Annotated in this window: 17 protein-coding genes; 9 read left to right on the top strand and 8 right to left on the bottom strand. The window is 61.8% G+C overall.

Translation table 11 applies throughout. The annotated features are described in order from the left end of the window. Window positions 1-15 precede the first annotated feature (15 nt). From ftsX to ftsY, 3 genes are read right to left on the bottom strand one after another with little or no spacing between them, the layout of a single operon-like run. Window positions 16-1,038, bottom strand: coding sequence for a permease-like cell division protein FtsX (ftsX, locus tag BMY45_RS05305; RefSeq protein WP_092395440.1), 1,023 nt, complete (start codon window positions 1,036-1,038; stop codon window positions 16-18). After that, a complete protein-coding gene (ftsE, locus tag BMY45_RS05300; RefSeq protein ID WP_030137923.1) occupies window positions 1,035-1,706 on the bottom strand; it encodes a cell division ATP-binding protein FtsE in 672 nt (223 codons plus the stop codon). The genes ftsX and ftsE overlap by 4 nt, the downstream gene beginning before the upstream one ends. Next, complete coding sequence (gene ftsY / locus BMY45_RS05295; RefSeq protein WP_092395438.1) at window positions 1,703-3,145, bottom strand: signal recognition particle-docking protein FtsY; 1,443 nt, start codon at window positions 3,143-3,145, stop codon at window positions 1,703-1,705. Before ftsY ends, ftsE begins: the two co-directional genes overlap by 4 nt. 344 nt (window positions 3,146-3,489) lie before the next feature. Between ftsY and BMY45_RS05290 the strand changes: the two genes are divergently transcribed. From BMY45_RS05290 to BMY45_RS05275, 4 genes are read left to right on the top strand one after another with little or no spacing between them, the layout of a single operon-like run. Beyond that, window positions 3,490-4,845, top strand: a complete 1,356-nt coding sequence (locus tag BMY45_RS05290) for a M16 family metallopeptidase (protein WP_092395436.1) — start codon at window positions 3,490-3,492, stop codon at window positions 4,843-4,845. Continuing rightward, window positions 4,838-6,328, top strand: a complete 1,491-nt coding sequence (locus BMY45_RS05285) for a M16 family metallopeptidase (RefSeq protein WP_092395434.1) — start codon at window positions 4,838-4,840, stop codon at window positions 6,326-6,328. The genes BMY45_RS05290 and BMY45_RS05285 overlap by 8 nt, the downstream gene beginning before the upstream one ends. Then, on the top strand, window positions 6,328-6,939 hold the full coding sequence (rsmD, locus tag BMY45_RS05280) for a 16S rRNA (guanine(966)-N(2))-methyltransferase RsmD (protein ID WP_092395432.1): 612 nt from the start codon (window positions 6,328-6,330) through the stop codon (window positions 6,937-6,939). The genes BMY45_RS05285 and rsmD overlap by 1 nt, the downstream gene beginning before the upstream one ends. A 29-nt stretch (window positions 6,940-6,968) precedes the next feature. Continuing rightward, the gene (locus tag BMY45_RS05275) at window positions 6,969-7,967 is read left to right on the top strand and encodes a hydrolase (protein ID WP_092396000.1); all 999 of its coding nucleotides are present in this window, start codon (window positions 6,969-6,971) and stop codon (window positions 7,965-7,967) included. A gap of 119 nt (window positions 7,968-8,086) precedes the next feature. Here BMY45_RS05275 and BMY45_RS05270 read toward each other — a convergent pair whose 3' ends face one another. Together BMY45_RS05270 and BMY45_RS05265 are read right to left on the bottom strand one after the other, a co-directional pair. Then, a complete protein-coding gene (locus BMY45_RS05270) occupies window positions 8,087-8,941 on the bottom strand; it encodes a sulfurtransferase (RefSeq protein WP_092395430.1) in 855 nt (284 codons plus the stop codon). Between the two features lie 33 nt (window positions 8,942-8,974). After that, window positions 8,975-9,646 carry a TetR/AcrR family transcriptional regulator gene (locus BMY45_RS05265; protein ID WP_047226027.1) on the bottom strand — a complete coding sequence of 224 codons (672 nt, stop codon included), beginning with the start codon at window positions 9,644-9,646 and terminating at the stop codon, window positions 8,975-8,977. A 148-nt stretch (window positions 9,647-9,794) separates the two neighbouring features. On the opposite strand from BMY45_RS05265, the gene BMY45_RS05260 reads away from it, so the two are divergent. The 5 genes from BMY45_RS05260 (at window position 9,795) to BMY45_RS05240 (ending at window position 14,519) form a co-directional block, all read left to right on the top strand. Next, window positions 9,795-11,225, top strand: a complete 1,431-nt coding sequence (locus BMY45_RS05260) for a coniferyl aldehyde dehydrogenase (protein WP_092395428.1) — start codon at window positions 9,795-9,797, stop codon at window positions 11,223-11,225. A 27-nt stretch (window positions 11,226-11,252) separates the two neighbouring features. Continuing rightward, window positions 11,253-11,798 carry a twin-arginine translocation pathway signal protein gene (locus BMY45_RS05255; protein ID WP_092395426.1) on the top strand — a complete coding sequence of 182 codons (546 nt, stop codon included), beginning with the start codon at window positions 11,253-11,255 and terminating at the stop codon, window positions 11,796-11,798. A 143-nt stretch (window positions 11,799-11,941) separates the two neighbouring features. Continuing rightward, window positions 11,942-13,537, top strand: coding sequence for a GMC family oxidoreductase (locus tag BMY45_RS05250; protein ID WP_092395424.1), 1,596 nt, complete (start codon window positions 11,942-11,944; stop codon window positions 13,535-13,537). Between the two features lie 118 nt (window positions 13,538-13,655). Next, complete coding sequence (coaD, locus tag BMY45_RS05245) at window positions 13,656-14,135, top strand: pantetheine-phosphate adenylyltransferase (RefSeq protein ID WP_007897855.1); 480 nt, start codon at window positions 13,656-13,658, stop codon at window positions 14,133-14,135. A 132-nt stretch (window positions 14,136-14,267) separates the two neighbouring features. Beyond that, entirely contained in the window at window positions 14,268-14,519 is a 252-nt protein-coding gene (locus BMY45_RS05240) for a YfhL family 4Fe-4S dicluster ferredoxin (RefSeq protein WP_003206534.1), read from the top strand. A 162-nt stretch (window positions 14,520-14,681) separates the two neighbouring features. On the opposite strand, the gene BMY45_RS05235 is transcribed toward BMY45_RS05240, so the two are convergent. From BMY45_RS05235 to BMY45_RS05225, 3 genes are read right to left on the bottom strand one after another with little or no spacing between them, the layout of a single operon-like run. Continuing rightward, on the bottom strand, window positions 14,682-15,002 hold the full coding sequence (locus tag BMY45_RS05235; protein WP_092395422.1) for a multidrug transporter: 321 nt from the start codon (window positions 15,000-15,002) through the stop codon (window positions 14,682-14,684). A 54-nt stretch (window positions 15,003-15,056) separates the two neighbouring features. Beyond that, window positions 15,057-15,869 (bottom strand): bifunctional DNA-formamidopyrimidine glycosylase/DNA-(apurinic or apyrimidinic site) lyase, encoded by an 813-nt coding sequence (gene mutM / locus BMY45_RS05230; RefSeq protein WP_047226033.1) that lies wholly within the window; start codon window positions 15,867-15,869, stop codon window positions 15,057-15,059. Between the two features lie 44 nt (window positions 15,870-15,913). Beyond that, entirely contained in the window at window positions 15,914-16,729 is an 816-nt protein-coding gene (locus BMY45_RS05225; protein ID WP_177193308.1) for an HDOD domain-containing protein, read from the bottom strand. Window positions 16,730-16,736: the final 7 nt, after the last annotated feature.

Below are 16,736 nucleotides of genomic sequence, written 5' to 3'. Positions count from 1 at the left end.
TACGCGCAAAAAACACTATTTTGGAGCAAGCTCACGCAAGTGGCGTGCTACCGCAATCCATGCACCGATATAACCCAACAGCACCGCGCCAAGCAAGAGCGACAGACCGTCGGCGGCTGGCACTCCGGCCAGGGAAAAATCACTGCCGTACAAACCAGCCAGCCCCACCACCGCGTCATTCAGCCAGTCCAGGCCAAATGCCAATACGCCCCAGGACAGAATCCCGGCACCGAAGCCATATAGCGCCCCCATGTAAAGGAAGGGCCTGCGCACATAACTGTCCGTACCGCCGACGAGTTTAATCACTTCTATCTCGGTGCGGCGGTTTTCAATATGAAGACGAATGGTATTGCCTATCACCAAAAGTAATGCAGAAACCAGAAGCACCGTCAGACCGAAGACAAACCGGTCGCCAAGCTTGAGGATCGCCGCAAGACGCTCGACCCAGACTAGATCAAGTTGCGCCTGTTGTACCTTCGGCAACTCGGAAAGTCTTTGTCTTAATGCTTCAAGGGTTGGCTTGTCGACTTCCTCGGGTGTCACCAGTACCACACCCGGCAGCGGGTTTTCCGGCAGTTCCTTGAGGGCATCGCCCAGGCCGGACTGCTGCTGGAATTCCTCCAGCGCCTGTTCGCGACCAATGTATTCGGCGTCGGCCACGCCCGGCATGGCCTTGATCTGCTCGCGCAACGCCTGGCCTTCGGCAGGGCTCGCTTCCAACTGCAGATACAAGGAAATCTGCGCCGCACGCTGCCAGGAGCCACCCAGGCGCTCCACATTACTTAGCAATAATGACAGGCCCATGGGCAAACTCAGAGCCACCGCCATCACCATGCAGGTAAAAAAGCTGCCGATCGGTTGCTTGCCCAGGCGCTTGAGGCTGTCCAGCAGGCTCGCGCGGTGGCTTTCGACCCAGGCGTGAAACAGTGTCGCGAAATCCGGGCCGTCGTCATCGTCGCGCTTCTTCTTTGGCGGCTGCGGATCGGAGGCTTTCGGAGCCACGCGCTCGGCTACCTTGGGGCTACGGGTCGCACTCATACGCCAGCCTCCCCGTCACCGATCAGTCGACCGCGCTGCAAGGTGAGCATGCGGTGACGCATGCGCGCGATCAGGGCCAGGTCGTGACTGGCAATCAGCACGCTGGTGCCCAAGCGATTGATGTCTTCGAATACGCCCATGATTTCCGCCGCCAGACGCGGGTCCAGGTTACCGGTAGGTTCATCCGCCAGCAGCAAGGCGGGGCGATGAACGATGGCGCGGGCGATGCCCACGCGCTGTTGCTGGCCGGTGGACAGGTCGCCGGGGTACAGATCGGTCTTGTCCGACAGCGCCACACGCTCCAGGGCCGAATCCACGCGCTTGTTGATCTCGGCCTTGGACAGGCCAAGGATCTGCAAGGGCAACGCCACGTTGTTGAACACCGTGCGATCGAACAGCAACTGGTGATTCTGGAACACCACGCCGATCTGCCGACGCAAAAAAGGAATCTGGGCATTGCTGATGGTGCTCAGGTCCTGGCCGGCCAACAGCAGTTTGCCGGTGGTGGGCCGCTCCATCGCCAGCAGCAGGCGCAGCAAGGTACTTTTACCGGCGCCAGAATGGCCGGTGACAAACAGAAACTCGCCACGACGGACCCGAAAGCTCAGCTCATGCAAGCCGACGTGTCCGTTCGGATAGCGTTTACCGACCTGTTCGAAACGAATCATGAGTGCTCCCGCTCGGCAAACAGTGCCTGGACAAAGGGCTCGGCTTCAAAGGTGCGCAGATCGTCGATGCCTTCACCCACGCCGATGTAGCGAATCGGCAGACCGAACTGCTTGGCCAAGGCGAAAATCACCCCGCCCTTGGCGGTCCCGTCGAGCTTGGTCAGGGCCAGTCCGGTCAGTTGGACGGTCTGGTTGAACTGCTTGGCCTGGTTGATAGCGTTCTGGCCGGTGCCGGCGTCCAGCACCAACAGCACCTCATGGGGCGCGTCGGCATCGAGCTTGCCGATCACCCGGCGAACCTTCTTCAACTCTTCCATCAGGTTGTCTTTGGTATGCAGGCGACCGGCCGTGTCGGCAATCAGCACATCGATGCCACGGGCCTTGGCGGCCTGCACGGCGTCGAAAATCACTGAAGCGGAGTCGGCGCCGGTATGCTGGGCGATTACCGGAATCTTGTTGCGCTCGCCCCACACTTGCAGCTGTTCGACCGCAGCGGCGCGGAAGGTATCGCCGGCGGCGAGCATGACTTTCTTGCCCTCCAACTGCAGCTTCTTCGCCAGTTTGCCGATGGTCGTGGTCTTGCCGGCGCCGTTGACGCCCACCACCAGGATCACGAACGGCTTGTTCTGCGCGGCAATCACCAGCGGCTGTTCCACCGGCTTGAGCATGTTGGTCAACTCGCCCTGCAAAGACTTGTACAAAGCGTCGGCGTCGGTGAGCTGCTTGCGCGCCACCTTTTGAGTCAGGCTCTGGATGATCACCGACGTCGCCTCGACGCCCACATCGGCGGTCAGCAAGCGGGTTTCGATGTCTTCCAGCAATTCGTCGTCGATGACTTTCTTGCCCAGGAACAGGCTGGCCATGCCTTCGCCGATGCTGGCGCTGGTCTTGGACAGGCCTTGCTTGAGGCGGGCGAAGAAACCGACCTTGTTCTCTTCGGCGGCAGGCGCGGGCTCTGCGAGAGCTGGCAACTCAACTGCAACGGGCTCCGGTTCAGGGGCGGCTGGGGCTGCGACAGGCGTGATGGCAGGCACCGGCACTTCGACGGTCGGCTCCACGGCCGGGGCCGCGACGGAGGGGGTGAGTGCCGGAATCGGCGGAGCGACCTGCGACGCCTGTGCGTCCTCCACCAACGCTACCGGCTCTTCCGCCACGGGTAAGGTCAGCCAGGGGGTTTGCCCTTCGGGCGGGGTCAGCGGTTGCTCGGCCACCGGCTCCGCGGCCGAGTCAGGCGCAGGCTCGGCCGGTTGCAACACCGGCTCGGCAATCGGCAGGAGAATGGGGGCAGCTTCTTCGGCCACCGCCTCGGCGTCGGGCTCAGGCAGCGGTTGCGGCTGTTCGACGACGGTTTCCTGCGGCTTCTTGCGCAGCCATCCGAACAGGCCTTTTTTCTCGCCAGCCGCAGCTGGGGTCTTCTTGTCGTCGTTGGAACCAAACATGGAGGACGGCTATCTCACGGTAGCGACGCGCCATCAGGGCGCCTCGGTGATAAATATTCGATGCTGAACAGACTGCGTTTCACCCAGCTTGTTCACGCGCAACATTTTGTCGAGTTGTCCCCAGGACAGCTCAAGGTCGATTTTTTCGAAGGACTGGCGCGACATCATCGGCGAAAACGCTGGGATCAACGAACAAACCCAGGGTTTCTTCCGAGAACCCAAACAACCCCGGACCGCGAAAAGGCCCGATAGGCGTGGCCGCCAGTAAAACGGATCAGTATCCTAGCACCCTCTCGCCCGCCGACGCTAAGACCTAGCGGGCAGCCCAACAGGTTTAAACACGAATGAATGCTCTTGCCCGCCGTGCTGCAGGCCTGCTGCTCAGCACAGTTTGTCTGCCTTTTTCAGCCTTGGCTGCCGATCCACAACCCACCCATGAATTTACCCTCGACAACGGCCTGAAGGTCGTGGTGCGCGAAGATCATCGCGCACCGGTGGTGGTGTCCCAGGTTTGGTACAAGGTTGGCTCCAGTTATGAAACCCCGGGCCAGACCGGTTTGTCCCACGCCCTGGAACACATGATGTTCAAGGGCAGCTCGAAAGTCGGCCCCGGCGAAGCTTCGCTGATCCTGCGCGACCTTGGCGCCGAAGAAAACGCCTTCACCAGCGATGACTTTACCGCTTACTACCAGGTACTGGCCCGCGATCGCCTGGGCGTGGCCTTCGAGCTGGAAGCCGACCGTATGGCCAGCCTGCGCCTGCCACCGGAGGAGTTCAGTCGCGAGATCGAGGTGATCAAGGAAGAGCGCCGCATGCGCACCGACGACAAGCCGATGTCCAAGGCTTATGAGCGCTTCAAGGCCATGGCTTACCCGGCCAGCGGCTACCACACCCCGACCATCGGCTGGATGGCCGACCTGGAGCGGATGAAAGTCCAGGAACTGCGCCACTGGTACGAATCCTGGTACGCGCCGAATAACGCAACCCTGGTGGTGGTCGGCGATGTCACGCCCGACGAGGTCAAGACGTTGGCCCAGCGTTACTTTGGCCCGGTTGCCCGGCGCGACGTGCCGCCGGCGAAGATCCCCCTGGAACTGGCCGAACCTGGCGAGCGGCAGATTACCCTGCATGTGCAGACCCAACTGCCAAGCCTGATGCTGGCCTTCAACGTGCCGAGTATCGCCACCGCGACCGACAAACGCTCGGTCAATGCCCTTCGGCTGATTTCGGCCTTGCTGGACGGCGGCTACAGCGGGCGGATCCCGACCCAGCTAGAACGCGGCGAAGAGCTGGTGTCCGGCGGTTCGTCGAGCTACGACGCCTTTACCCGTGGCGACACGCTGTTCACCCTGTCGGCCACGCCCAACACCCAGAAAAACAAAACCATGGCCCAGGCCGAAGCCGGTTTGTGGCGCTTGCTCGAACAGTTGAAAACCACCGCCCCGACCGCCGAGGAACTGGAGCGCGTCCGCGCCCAGGTCATCGCCGGCCTGGTGTACGAGCGCGATTCGATCACCAGCCAGGCCACCGCCATCGGCCAACTGGAAACGGTCGGCTTGTCCTGGAAACTGATGGACACCGAACTCGCCGAACTGCAAAGCGTGACCCCGCAAGATATCCAGAAGGCAGCCCAGCTGTATTTCACCCGCTCGCGCCTGAGCGTCGCGCACGTCCTGCCCGAGGAGAAAGCTCATGAGTGAGCGCAAATCACCGCGTCTGGTGCTGATCGGTGTGGTGTTGATCGCCCTGGTCAGCGCCTTGGCCTTTTACCTGTCGCCATCCAATGACACCAACGCCAGCCAGGCGCTGGACAAAGCCAAGGCCAGCAACAAGCTGCAATCTTTGGCCGAGCTGGACGGCAAGGCACCCAGCCGTCGCCAGCTCGACGTAAAAACCTGGACAACCGCTGACGGCGCCAAGGTGTTGTTCGTCGAAGCCCGGGAATTACCGATGTTCGACCTGCGCCTGACTTTCGCAGCCGGCAGCAGCCAGGACGGCGATACACCCGGTCTGGCGCTGTTGACCAACGCCATGCTCAATGAGGGCGTAGCCGGTAAGGATGTCAGCGCGATTGCCCAAGGGTTCGAAAGCCTCGGCGCCGATTTTGGCAACGGTGCCCTGCGGGACATGGCCCTGGCGTCACTGCGCAGCCTCAGCGCGGTGGACAAGCGTGAGCCGGCGCTGAAGCTGTTCGCCGACGTCGTTGGCAAACCGACCTTCCCCGCCGACTCCTTTGCGCGCATCAAGAATCAGTTGCTGGCCGGTTTCGAGTACCAGAAGCAGAACCCCGGCAAGCTGGCGGGGCTGGAACTGATGAAGCGCCTGTACGGTGATCATCCGTATGCCCATTCCAGTGACGGTACCGCCCAAAGCATTCCACCGATCACGCTGGCCCAGGTCCAGGCTTTCCACGCCAGGGCCTATGCCGCCGGCAACGCGGTGATTGCGCTGGTCGGGGACCTGTCCCGTGCCGAAGCCGAAGCCATTGCCAATCAGGTGTCCGCCGCGCTGCCGAAGGGCCCAGCGCTGGCGAAGACCGTGCAACCGGTTGAACCGAAGGCGAGCATCGGTCACATCGAGTTCCCGTCCAAGCAGACCAACCTGATGCTTGCGCAACTGGGCATCGATCGGGACGACCCGGACTATGCGGCCGTATCCCTGGGCAACCAGATCCTCGGCGGCGGCGGTTTCGGCACGCGGTTGATGACCGAAGTCCGGGAAAAGCGTGGCCTGACCTACGGCGTGTATTCTGGCTTCTCGCCGATGCAGGCCCGTGGCCCGTTCATGATCAACCTGCAGACACGCGCCGAAATGAGCGAAGGCACGCTGAAACTGGTGCAGGATGTGTTCGCCGATTATCTGAAGAACGGCCCGACCCAAAAAGAACTCGATGATGCCAAGCGTGAGCTGGCCGGCAGTTTCCCGCTGTCCACCGCCAGCAACGAGGACATTGTCGGCCAGCTCGGCGCCATGGGTTTCTATGACTTGCCGCTCAGCTACCTGGAAGACTTTATGCGTCAGTCCCAGGAACTGACCGTCGAACAGGTCAAGACCGCGCTGAACAAACACCTGAGCACGGATAAAATGGTCATCGTCACCGCCGGCCCGACCGTGCCGCAACAGCCGCTGCCGGCCCCCACTGAAAAACCTGCCGAGCAACCGCTCGGGGTTCCGGAGCACTAATGGCCCGCCCATCCAATTCCAGCAAGAAACCCGTGCACAACGGTGTGAACCAGTTGCGCATCATCGGCGGCGAATGGCGCAGCCGGCGCTTGAGCTTCCCCGACGCGCCGGGCCTGCGCCCAACCCCGGACCGGGTGCGCGAAACCCTGTTCAATTGGCTCGCGCCCTACGTGGCCGGCGCTCGGGTACTCGACCCGTTTGCCGGCAGCGGGGCATTGTTTCTTGAGGCGTTGTCCCGTGGCGCCGCCATGGGCCAGGCGCTGGACGCCAGCAGCCTGGCGGTCTCCAGCCTGAAAGAGCACCTGGGCACACTGCGTTGCACCGTCGGTCAGGTGCAGACCGCCGACGCGTTGCGCTACCTGGACAGCCAGCCGGCGACCCCCTTCGACCTGGTGTTCCTCGACCCACCGTTCAACCAGAACCTGCTGCCAGCCGTTTGCACCTTGCTCGAAGAACGTCATTGGCTGGCCGACGATGCCTGGGTCTACACTGAAAGCGAAGCCGCCCCGTCCACCCTGGGGTTGCCAGGCAACTGGCGCCTGCATCGTGAACAGAAATCCGGACGGGTGTATTACGCGTTGTGGCAACGTGTGGCAGAGGCCGTTGGCTGAACGGCTGGCCAGTGCATCGAGAAATGATCGTGTCTGTTGCAACTGAACGCTTCGTCCCGGCCCTGGGCCTTGGCAACCCGCACTTGCAAACCTTGTGGGGACCGCTGTGGCGCAAGACCTTGCACATCGCTCGGGAACGTGAGCGTCTGTGGTTGGAAGACGGCGACTTTCTCGATCTCGACTGGCATGGCCCCCACCGAGTCGATGCGCCACTGGTGCTGGTACTTCACGGGCTTACCGGGTCTTCCAACTCGCCCTACGTGGCCGGCCTGCAACAGGCTCTTGGCAGACAGGGCTGGGCCAGCGTGGCGCTGAACTGGCGTGGTTGCTCGGGAGAACCCAACCTGTTACCCCGCAGCTATCACTCGGGGGCCAGCGAAGACCTCGCCGCCGCCATCGCCCATCTGCGGGCCCGCCGCCCCTTGGCACCGCTGTTTGCAGTGGGCTATTCACTGGGCGGCAACGTGCTGCTCAAGCACCTGGGGGAAACGGGCGGCGACAGTCAGCTGCAAGGGGCGGTCGCGGTGTCGGTACCGTTTCGCCTCGACCAGTGTGCCGATCGCATCGGACAGGGGTTTTCCAGGTTTTATCAGGCCCATTTCATGCGCGAGATGGTGGCCTATGTGCGCAACAAGCAACGCCAGTTCCAGCACGACGGACGCCACGAAGGGCTGGCGACCCTCACGGCACTGGGCCCTCTGGAAAACATGCGCACCTTCTGGGACTTCGATGGGCGGGTGACGGCGCCGCTGCACGGTTTCTCTGACGCCGCCGACTATTACCGTCGCGCCTCCAGTCGTTACTTTCTTGGCGAGATCAGCACGCCGACCCTGGTCATCCAAGCCGCCGACGACCCTTTCGTGTTTCCCCACAGCTTGCCCGAACCTGGCGAGTTGTCAGCCTCTACCCAGCTGGAACTGCATGCACAAGGCGGGCATGTGGGTTTTGTCGACGGGAGCTTGCGCCGCCCGGGGTATTATCTGGAGCGGCGGATTCCCCACTGGCTGGCCAGCCTGGGCCAGGGATGACTGTGGTTAAACACCAAATCCCTGTGGGAGCGAGCCTGCTCGCGATTACGGTGGAACATTTGGCATCGATGCAAGCTGACCCACCGCTATCGCGAGCAGGCTCGCTCCCACATTGACCGCTATTCGCCCTTCGCCACGCCCCGCTGCGGATCGGTGATCCACTCACTCCACGAACCGGCGTACAACCTCCCCAACGGATATCCCGCCAGGCACAAGGCAAACAGGTTATGGCATGCCGTCACGCCGGAGCCGCAATAGGCCACCAGCTCCGTCGGCGAGCGCTCTCCCAATTTCTCGGCAAAGCGCTGCTTGAGCTGGTCGACTGGCAGGAAGCGCCCGTCAGCACCCAGGTTCTCGGTGAACGCTGCGCACTGCGCGCCCGGAATATGTCCAGCCACCGGATCGATCGGTTCGACTTCGCCCTTGAAACGCGGCAACGCCCGGGCATCGAGCAGGGTCATGTCCGGCTCACCGAGGCGCTGCTCAAGCGCCTCGACACTCAGCAGCAGGGTCGCGTCCGGCGAACCACTGAAGGTCCCGGGACCGTTGACCGGTGGATCGAGACTCAAGGGCAAACCGGCAGCATGCCAAGCCTTGAGCCCGCCATCGAGGATGTAAACGCCATCGCGCTTACCCAGCCAGGCCAGCAACCACCAGGCCCGGGCGGCATAGGCGCCAGGGCCGTCATCGTACAGAACGATGTCGCTGTCGTTGCCGATCCCCCAGGCCCGCAAACGCTTCATCAAGGCCTCAGGCTCCGGCAGAGGATGGCGGCCGGTCACGCCTTTGGTGACTGGCCCACTCAGGTCCCGTTCGAGGTCAGCGAAGGATGCCCCGGCAATATGGCCTTCGGCGTAACTGCGCTGGCCGTAGTCCGGGTCCTCCAGGGCAAAACGACAATCAAGGATCACCAGTCCGGGCTGCGACCGCCTGTGTTCCAGGGCTTGAGGACTGATGAGTTGCGCAATGGGCATAACGGGCTCCTGTGGCTCGATCGAATTTGAATCCTACGCCCCTTCTTCCAGAGTCTGGGCCAGGGGGACATAGAACTCTTTGAACAGCGCATCCACCGCTTCGCGGGCCTGCTCAGTCACGAAACCGGCCTCCAGCACCAGCACTTGATAGACCCCTCGCTTGATGGCCTGCTCGCTCAAATGGTTGGAATTTTCCCGTGTGGTGCAGAGGAAACGGACCCAGGACGTGAGAATGATCCAGGCATTGAGGGTCAGGGACTCGATTTGCACCCGGTCCATTTTCAGGATACCGGCGGCCACAAAGCCCTCGTAGATAGCCGTGCCGTGAATCAGGCTACGTTGGGAAAACCGACGATAGCGCGCGGCAAGGTCCGGGTCGCTGTCCAGCAGATGCTCCAGGTCGCGGTGCAGGAAGCGGTAGCGCCACATCGCCGAGAGCAACTCCTGCAGATAGAAGCGCTTGTCTTCGACAGTGGCCGCACGGCCTTGGGGCGGACGCAGGAAACTGTCCACCAGGTTTTCGTACTCACTGAACAATACGGCGATGATCGCCTGCTTGTTGGGGAAGTGGTAGTAGAGATTGCCCGGGGACATGTCCATGTGGGCGGCGATATGGTTGGTGCTGACGCTGCGCTCACCCTGCTGATTGAACAGCTCAAGGCTGTTTTGCACGATGCGCTCGCTGGTTTTTATTCGTATGGCCATGGCTTGAGCTTTAATTCGACGAAAGCATTGAACGGCATCTTACGACCTATCGGTCACAGGACAAACCCAAAGGCGTCACGGATGTCGGTTGACTTTTTAGAGCACAAGCTCTAGAAAACACTCACTCTAATACTATCGGTGCCCGCCCATGCCTGCCGACGTTGCTTACCTGCGCGAATCTCAACAGCACCTGGGCGAACTGCAAGCGCTTTTCGACACCCAGCGCCAAGCCTATGCCGCCCACCCCATGCCACCTGCCGAGCAGCGGCGGCAATGGCTCAAGGCGTTGCGCGAGTTACTGAGCGACGAGCGACAAGCACTGATCGACGCCATCAGCCAGGACTTCAGCCACCGCAGCGCGGACGAAACGCTGCTGGCCGAGCTCATGCCGAGCCTGCACGGCATCCATTACGCCAGCCGACACCTCAAGGGCTGGATGAAACCTTCCCGCCGCAAGGTGGGCGTGGCCTTCCAACCGGCGTCAGCCAAAGTGGTGTACCAACCGCTGGGCGTGGTCGGGGTCATCGTGCCTTGGAACTACCCACTGTTCCTGGCCATCGGGCCGCTGGTGGGGGCATTGTCGGCGGGCAACAGGGTGATGCTCAAGCTGAGCGAATCGACCCCTGCCACCGGGTTGCTGCTCAAACAACTGCTGACGCGCATTTTCCCTCAGGATCTGGTGTGCGTGGTGCTCGGTGAGGCTGAGGTCGGCATGGCGTTTTCCAGGTTGCCCTTCGACCACTTGCTGTTCACCGGCGCCACCAGCATTGGCAAGCACGTGATGCGCGCCGCCGCCGAGAACCTGACCCCGGTCACGCTCGAACTGGGAGGCAAATCGCCCGCCATCGTGTCCGCGGACGTGCCCCTCAAGGACGCCGCCGAGCGCATTGCATTCGGCAAAACCCTGAATGCCGGACAAACCTGTGTCGCACCGGACTACGTACTGGTGCCGCAGAACCGTGTCGGGGAATTCGTTGAAGCGTATCGCGAAGCGGTTCGCGGGTTTTATCCGACCCTGACTGACAATCCGGACTACACCGCGATCATCAACGAGCGACAATTGGCGCGACTCAACGGCTACATAGGCGATGCCACCAGCAAGGGCGCATTGCTGATCGAGTTGTTCGATCGAGGTCAGGGGCGACGCATGGCCCACAGCCTGTTGCTCAACGTCAGCGATGACATGACCGTCATGCAGGACGAAATCTTCGGCCCGCTGTTGCCCATCGTGCCCTATCAGGACCTGGACCAGGCATTTGCCTACATCAATCAGCGGCCTCGCCCGCTGGCGCTCTACTACTTTGGCTACAACAAGGCCGAACACCATCGCGTGCTCAACGAGACCCATTCCGGTGGTGTTTGCCTGAACGACACCCTGCTGCACGTCGCCCAGGATGACCTGCCCTTCGGCGGCATTGGCGCCTCGGGGATGGGGCACTACCACGGTCACGAAGGCTTCCTGACGTTCAGCAAGGCCAAGGGCGTACTGAGCAAACAGCGGTTCAACGCGGCGAAACTGATTTATCCACCTTACGGCAAGCCACTCCAGAAACTGATCCAGAAGTTGTTTGTCCGTTAGCAGCAGTCTTTCCGGGTAATAACAATAATGAACCCAAGCCTGACCGATATTCCTACCCTGTCACGACGCGGCCTGTTGCAGTTCAGCCTCGGCGCCAGCGCCTTTCTGGTCACCGTCGGGTTGGGTGCCAGCCTGAGCGGTTGCGGCCCCAGCCGTTCGGCCAGCGGTCTTGTAGCCTTGCGTGACAACGACCTGCCGTTTTTGCGCGCCGTCATTCCCGTGATGCTGGACGGCTCCGTGGTCGCTGAAAAGCTTCCTGGCGCCGCTGAAGCGACCTTGAAAAGCCTGGACACGACCCTGGCTCATCTGTCCCCGCCCATGCTCAAGCTCACGCACCAGCTATTCGACGTGCTCACGCTGGGCGTTACCCGTGGGCCACTAACCGGAATCTGGAGCTCGTGGGAAAACGCCAGCGCCGATGACATCCAGAAATTTCTCGGTCGGTGGGAAAACAGCTCGCTGGATCTGCTCCGCCAGGGCCACAGCTCACTGCTGCAAATGGTCATGATGGCGTGGTACAGCCGGGCTGAGGCCTGGGCGCATTGCGGATACCCAGGGCCGCCAACGGTTTAACAGTCATCCAAACCCTGTGGGAGCGAGCCTGCTCGCGATTGCGGTGGATCAGCAGCATTGAAGTTGACTGGCACACTTCTATCGCGAGCAGGCTCGCTCCCACCGGGGGCATCACATACTCATAACAACAAGAGAACCCGAACATGCCCGTACTCGACCCCTTCCGCGAAGGCCTGGCCCGCGGCTGGACCACCTACAACGGTGCGCAGTTGACCCAGGACCTGACCCTGGAAGCGGACGTTGCGATCATCGGCAGCGGCGCCGGCGGGGGCACCACGGCCGAAATCCTCAGCGCCGCCGGCTACAAGGTGGTGTTGATCGAGGAGGGGCCGCTCAAGACCAGCCATGACTTCAAGCTGCTCGAAGACCAGGCCTACACCAGTCTTTACCAGGAAGGCCTCGGACGCATGAGCAAGGACGGTGCCATCACCATTCTCCAGGGTCGCGCGGTGGGTGGCACGACATTGATCAACTGGACCTCCTGCTTCCGCACGCCCAACCAGACCCTCGACCACTGGGCGACCGAGCACAACGTCAAGGGTCACAGCCCCGCAGAAATGGCGCCTTGGTTTGAACAGATGGAGCGACGCCTGGGTGTGGCGCCCTGGCTGGTCCCGCCCAATGCCAACAACGACGTGATCCGCAAAGGCTGCGAACAGTTGGGCTATAGCTGGCACGTCATCCCGCGCAATGTGCGCGGTTGCTGGAACCTGGGCTATTGCGGCATGGGCTGCCCGACCAACGCCAAGCAGTCGATGCTGGTCACCACCATTCCGGCCACGTTGGACAAGGGCGGCGCGCTGCTTTACCTGGCACGGGCCGAACGACTAATGATCAAAAACGATGCGGTTGTCAGCCTGGAATGCCTGGCCATGGACGAGCGCTGCGTGGCGCCGACAGGGCGACACGTCACAGTCAAGGCGCGGCATTACGTGCTGGCCGGCGGCGGCATCAACAGCCCGGCCTTGCTGTTGCGCTCCGAAGCGCCGGACCCGCACGAGCGCCTGGGGAAACGCACCTTCCTGCACCTGGTGAACATGTCGGCCGGGCAATTCGACGAAGTGATCAATCCGTTCTACGGCGCACCACAATCGATTTATTCAGATCATTTCCAGTGGCAGGACGGTGCCACCGGCAAGATGTCCTACAAACTGGAAGTCCCACCCCTGCACCCGGCCCTCGCCGCCGCGCTACTGGGCGGGTTTGGCAGCGAGAATGCCGAACATATGGCGCAACTGCCCCACACCCACGCCATGCTGGCGCTGATGCGTGACGGTTTTCACCCGGACAGCAGCGGCGGCAACGTTCAGTTGCGCAGCGACGGCACACCTGTGCTCGACTACGCGGTGTCACCCTACGCCTGGGACGGTTTGCGCCGAGCGTTTCACAGCATGGCCGAGATTCAGTTTGCCGGCGGCGCCAGGGCGGTCATGCCGATGCACAGCGACGCCGGTTACGTGAAAACCCTGGCCCAGGCCCGTACGCTGATCGACGGCCTGGACCTCGCCCTGTACCGCACACGCCTGGGCAGCGCCCACGTGATGGGTGGTTGCGCCATGGGCGAAGATCCGAAAAGCGCCGTCACCGACAGCCTTGGGCGCCATCATCAATTGAGTAATCTTTCCATCCATGACGGCTCGCTGTTTCCCACCAGCATCGGCGCCAACCCCCAGTTATCGGTGTACGGCCTGACCGCTCAACTGGCGACAGCGCTGGCCGAACGTCTGAAAAAATCATGAAGATATGGATTATTCGCACTGTCTATAGTGCTTACTTACCTTACAGCCGACTTGGCCGACCGAGTAGGCTGCGATACCATCCGACTCCCCAACGGACACCCGCCAGGACGACGACGCGATGAACCGAGTGTTGTACCCAGGTACCTTCGACCCTATTACCAAGGGCCATGGCGATCTGGTCGAACGCGCCTCGCGCCTGTTCGACCATGTGATCATCGCCGTCGCCGCCAGCCCGAAGAAAAACCCGCTGTTCCCGCTGGAGCAACGTGTGGAGCTGGCCCGCGAGGTCACCAAACATCTGCCCAACGTGGAAGTGGTCGGCTTTTCGACGCTGCTGGCGCACTTTGCCAAGGAAAAGAACGCCAATGTGTTCCTGCGTGGCCTGCGTGCGGTCTCGGACTTCGAATACGAGTTCCAACTGGCCAACATGAACCGCCAGTTGGCGCCGGACGTCGAGAGCCTGTTCCTGACGCCGTCGGAGCGCTACTCCTTCATTTCTTCGACCCTGGTGCGGGAGATTGCGGCCCTGGGCGGAGATATCACCAAGTTCGTCCACCCGGCCGTGGCCGATGCGTTGACCCTACGCTTCAAGAAATAACCCGCCGGCTGCGATCCGTCGCAGCTGACACAGGCGCAGTCCATCGCACCCGCGTGCACTGCGCTCGCCAATGCGGCACAATTGCGCATTCGTTTTCAGATGCCCGGGCTCAATGCCCCGGCAGGAGCCTGCATGTCCCTGATCATCACCGACGACTGCATCAATTGCGACGTCTGCGAACCTGAGTGCCCGAACGAGGCCATCTCCCAAGGCGAAGAGATCTACGTCATCGACCCGAACCTGTGCACCCAGTGCGTCGGCCACTACGACGAACCCCAGTGCCAGCAGGTCTGCCCGGTGGATTGCATTCCGCTGGACGAGGCCCATCCGGAAACGGAAGAACAGTTGATGGCGAAGTATCGCAAGATTACTGGCAAGGCTTGAGCCAGAAGACTCTGTAGCGCTTGTGCGGGCCTCTTCGCGAGCAAGCCCGCTCCCACAGGGATCGGCTATGTCCACAGTATCTGTGTCTTAAGCAAATCCCTTGTGGGAGCGGGCTTGCTCGCGAAGGGGCCATCAGCAACCCCAGAGATTCAACTGCCGGCCTCACTCCTGCCGCTCAAACCCCTCGCCAACGCATCCCAGGCACCGCACAAACGTGGCCTTCGCCGGGTCCACCACCAACGCCTTCCCCGCATCACCGACGCCACCGCCCAACGCAGTGAAGGGTAACGACAGCACGAATGCCCCGGTACCGATCACCGTGGCGGCGAGCAGCAATGGGCGGGCGATCAGCAGGTCGCCGATCATGGCGTAGGCAGGTGGATTCTGGATGGTGTAGCGCGGGTCGCCGCTGCCGCTGTTTGCCTGGGCAGGCAAACCGAGACACAACAGCAGCGCGAGGACGACAGGTCGAAGCAGATTCATGGGGCGATCCTTCGGGCTAGCAGTATGACTACTGACTATAGACCGTAGGACGGATCAGCTCTGGCAGCGTGGGCACCAGACACTGGCTCGCTGACCCAGGCGGATTTCCCGCAGCCCCGTGCCGCAGACCTTACAGGACTCACCGCCCCGGCCATACACGAACAGTTCCTGCTGAAAGTAACCCGGCTGGCCGTCTCCCCCGATGAAATCACGCAGGGTTGTACCGCCGCGCTCGATGGCATGGGCAAGGATGCGTTTGATCTCGATCGCCAGTTTCAGGTAGCGCGCCCGGGAAATGCCCCCGGCCTCGCGACGCGGGTCGATCCCGGCAGCGAACAGCGCTTCGGTCGCATAAATATTGCCCACCCCAACCACCACCGCGTTATCCATGATGAACGGCTTGACCGCCATGGAGCGTCCTCGCGAAAGCTGGAACAGACGCTCGCCATCGAAGAGATCGGTCAACGGTTCCGGCCCGAGGCGAATCAGCAGTTCGTGGTTGAGCGGGTCGAGGCTCCAGAGCATCGCCCCGAAGCGGCGCGGGTCGGTGTAGCGCAAGGCCAGGCCGGATTCCAGTTCGATGTCCACATGCTCATGCTTGGCGGCGGGCATGCCGACTTCCACCAAGCGCAGGTTACCGGACATGCCCAAGTGGCTGATCAAGGTGCCGACTTCGGCGTTGATCAGCAGGTACTTGGCCCGTCGTTCCACCAACACGATCCGCTGCCCCGACAGTCGCACGTCAAGGTCTTCGGGAATCGGCCAGCGCAAGCGCCGGTCGCGCACGACCACGCGGCTGACCCGCTGCCCTTCCAAGTGGGGCGCAATTCCGCGGCGGGTGGTTTCGACTTCCGGCAGTTCTGGCATGGGGTTCTCGAATAAGGTGAAGGCCTGGTGCTGGTTTTCGATGCTTAGCGCGTGGCGAGGTCGCGAATTTCCTGTTTCTGGGTCTGAAAATCGTATTCCGACAAACCGATGTAATCGAGCACCAGAGCGCCGACACAGGCCCACTCATGATCGATCGGCTGATTGCCCAGGACCCGGTGCGATGCGCAGATGTTTTCGGACATCTTCAGGATCGCCAGCAGGTTTTTCAGCTGACTGTTGTTGCGTGACGTCTCATCGCTGAAAATCGCCAGGGCGTTGTGGTGGTTGGCGATGGCCTGGCTGACATGGTCCGGCAGGCGCCAGGATTTGGAAGTGTAATACCCGACCACCGCATGGTTGGTGTTGAATTCGCGGTTCTCGGTGTCCACCACCCGGCACTCGGCGCTGGCATTGGCGTAGGCCTGCTCCAGCACACTCATGTAGTTGGGGAACTGCTTGAGCATCAACGGCACGCCACAATCGTGGAACAGCCCCAAAGCGTAGGCTTCATCACCGTTTTCCAGGCCGACGCGCTTGGCCAGGGTCAGGCAGGTCATCGCCACGTCCTGGGCCGTATCCCAGAAGCGATTGAGGGTGACGATGGCATCATCGTGCAACTCGCCCTTGATCGACTGCGCGTTGATCAGGTTGATGATCGAACGGCTGCCCAGCAGGTTCACCGCGCGCTGGATCGAAGTGATCTTGTTGCGCAGGCCGTAGTACGGCGAATTGACGATCTTGAGCAGCGCACCCGAGAGGCCCGGGTCATGGGAGATCAGCTTGGCAATGGTCTCCAGGTCCGGATCAGGCATGTACTGCTCCATCTGCAGATCCACCATGATCTGCGGCTGGGGCGGCACACTGATG

It is taken from the genome of Pseudomonas sp. NFACC39-1, from assembly GCF_900110355.1.
GTDB lineage: Bacteria > Pseudomonadota > Gammaproteobacteria > Pseudomonadales > Pseudomonadaceae > Aquipseudomonas > Aquipseudomonas tehranensis.
The sequence above is the reverse complement of the archived record's forward strand: the minus strand, read 5'-3'. Positions and strand labels throughout refer to the sequence as shown.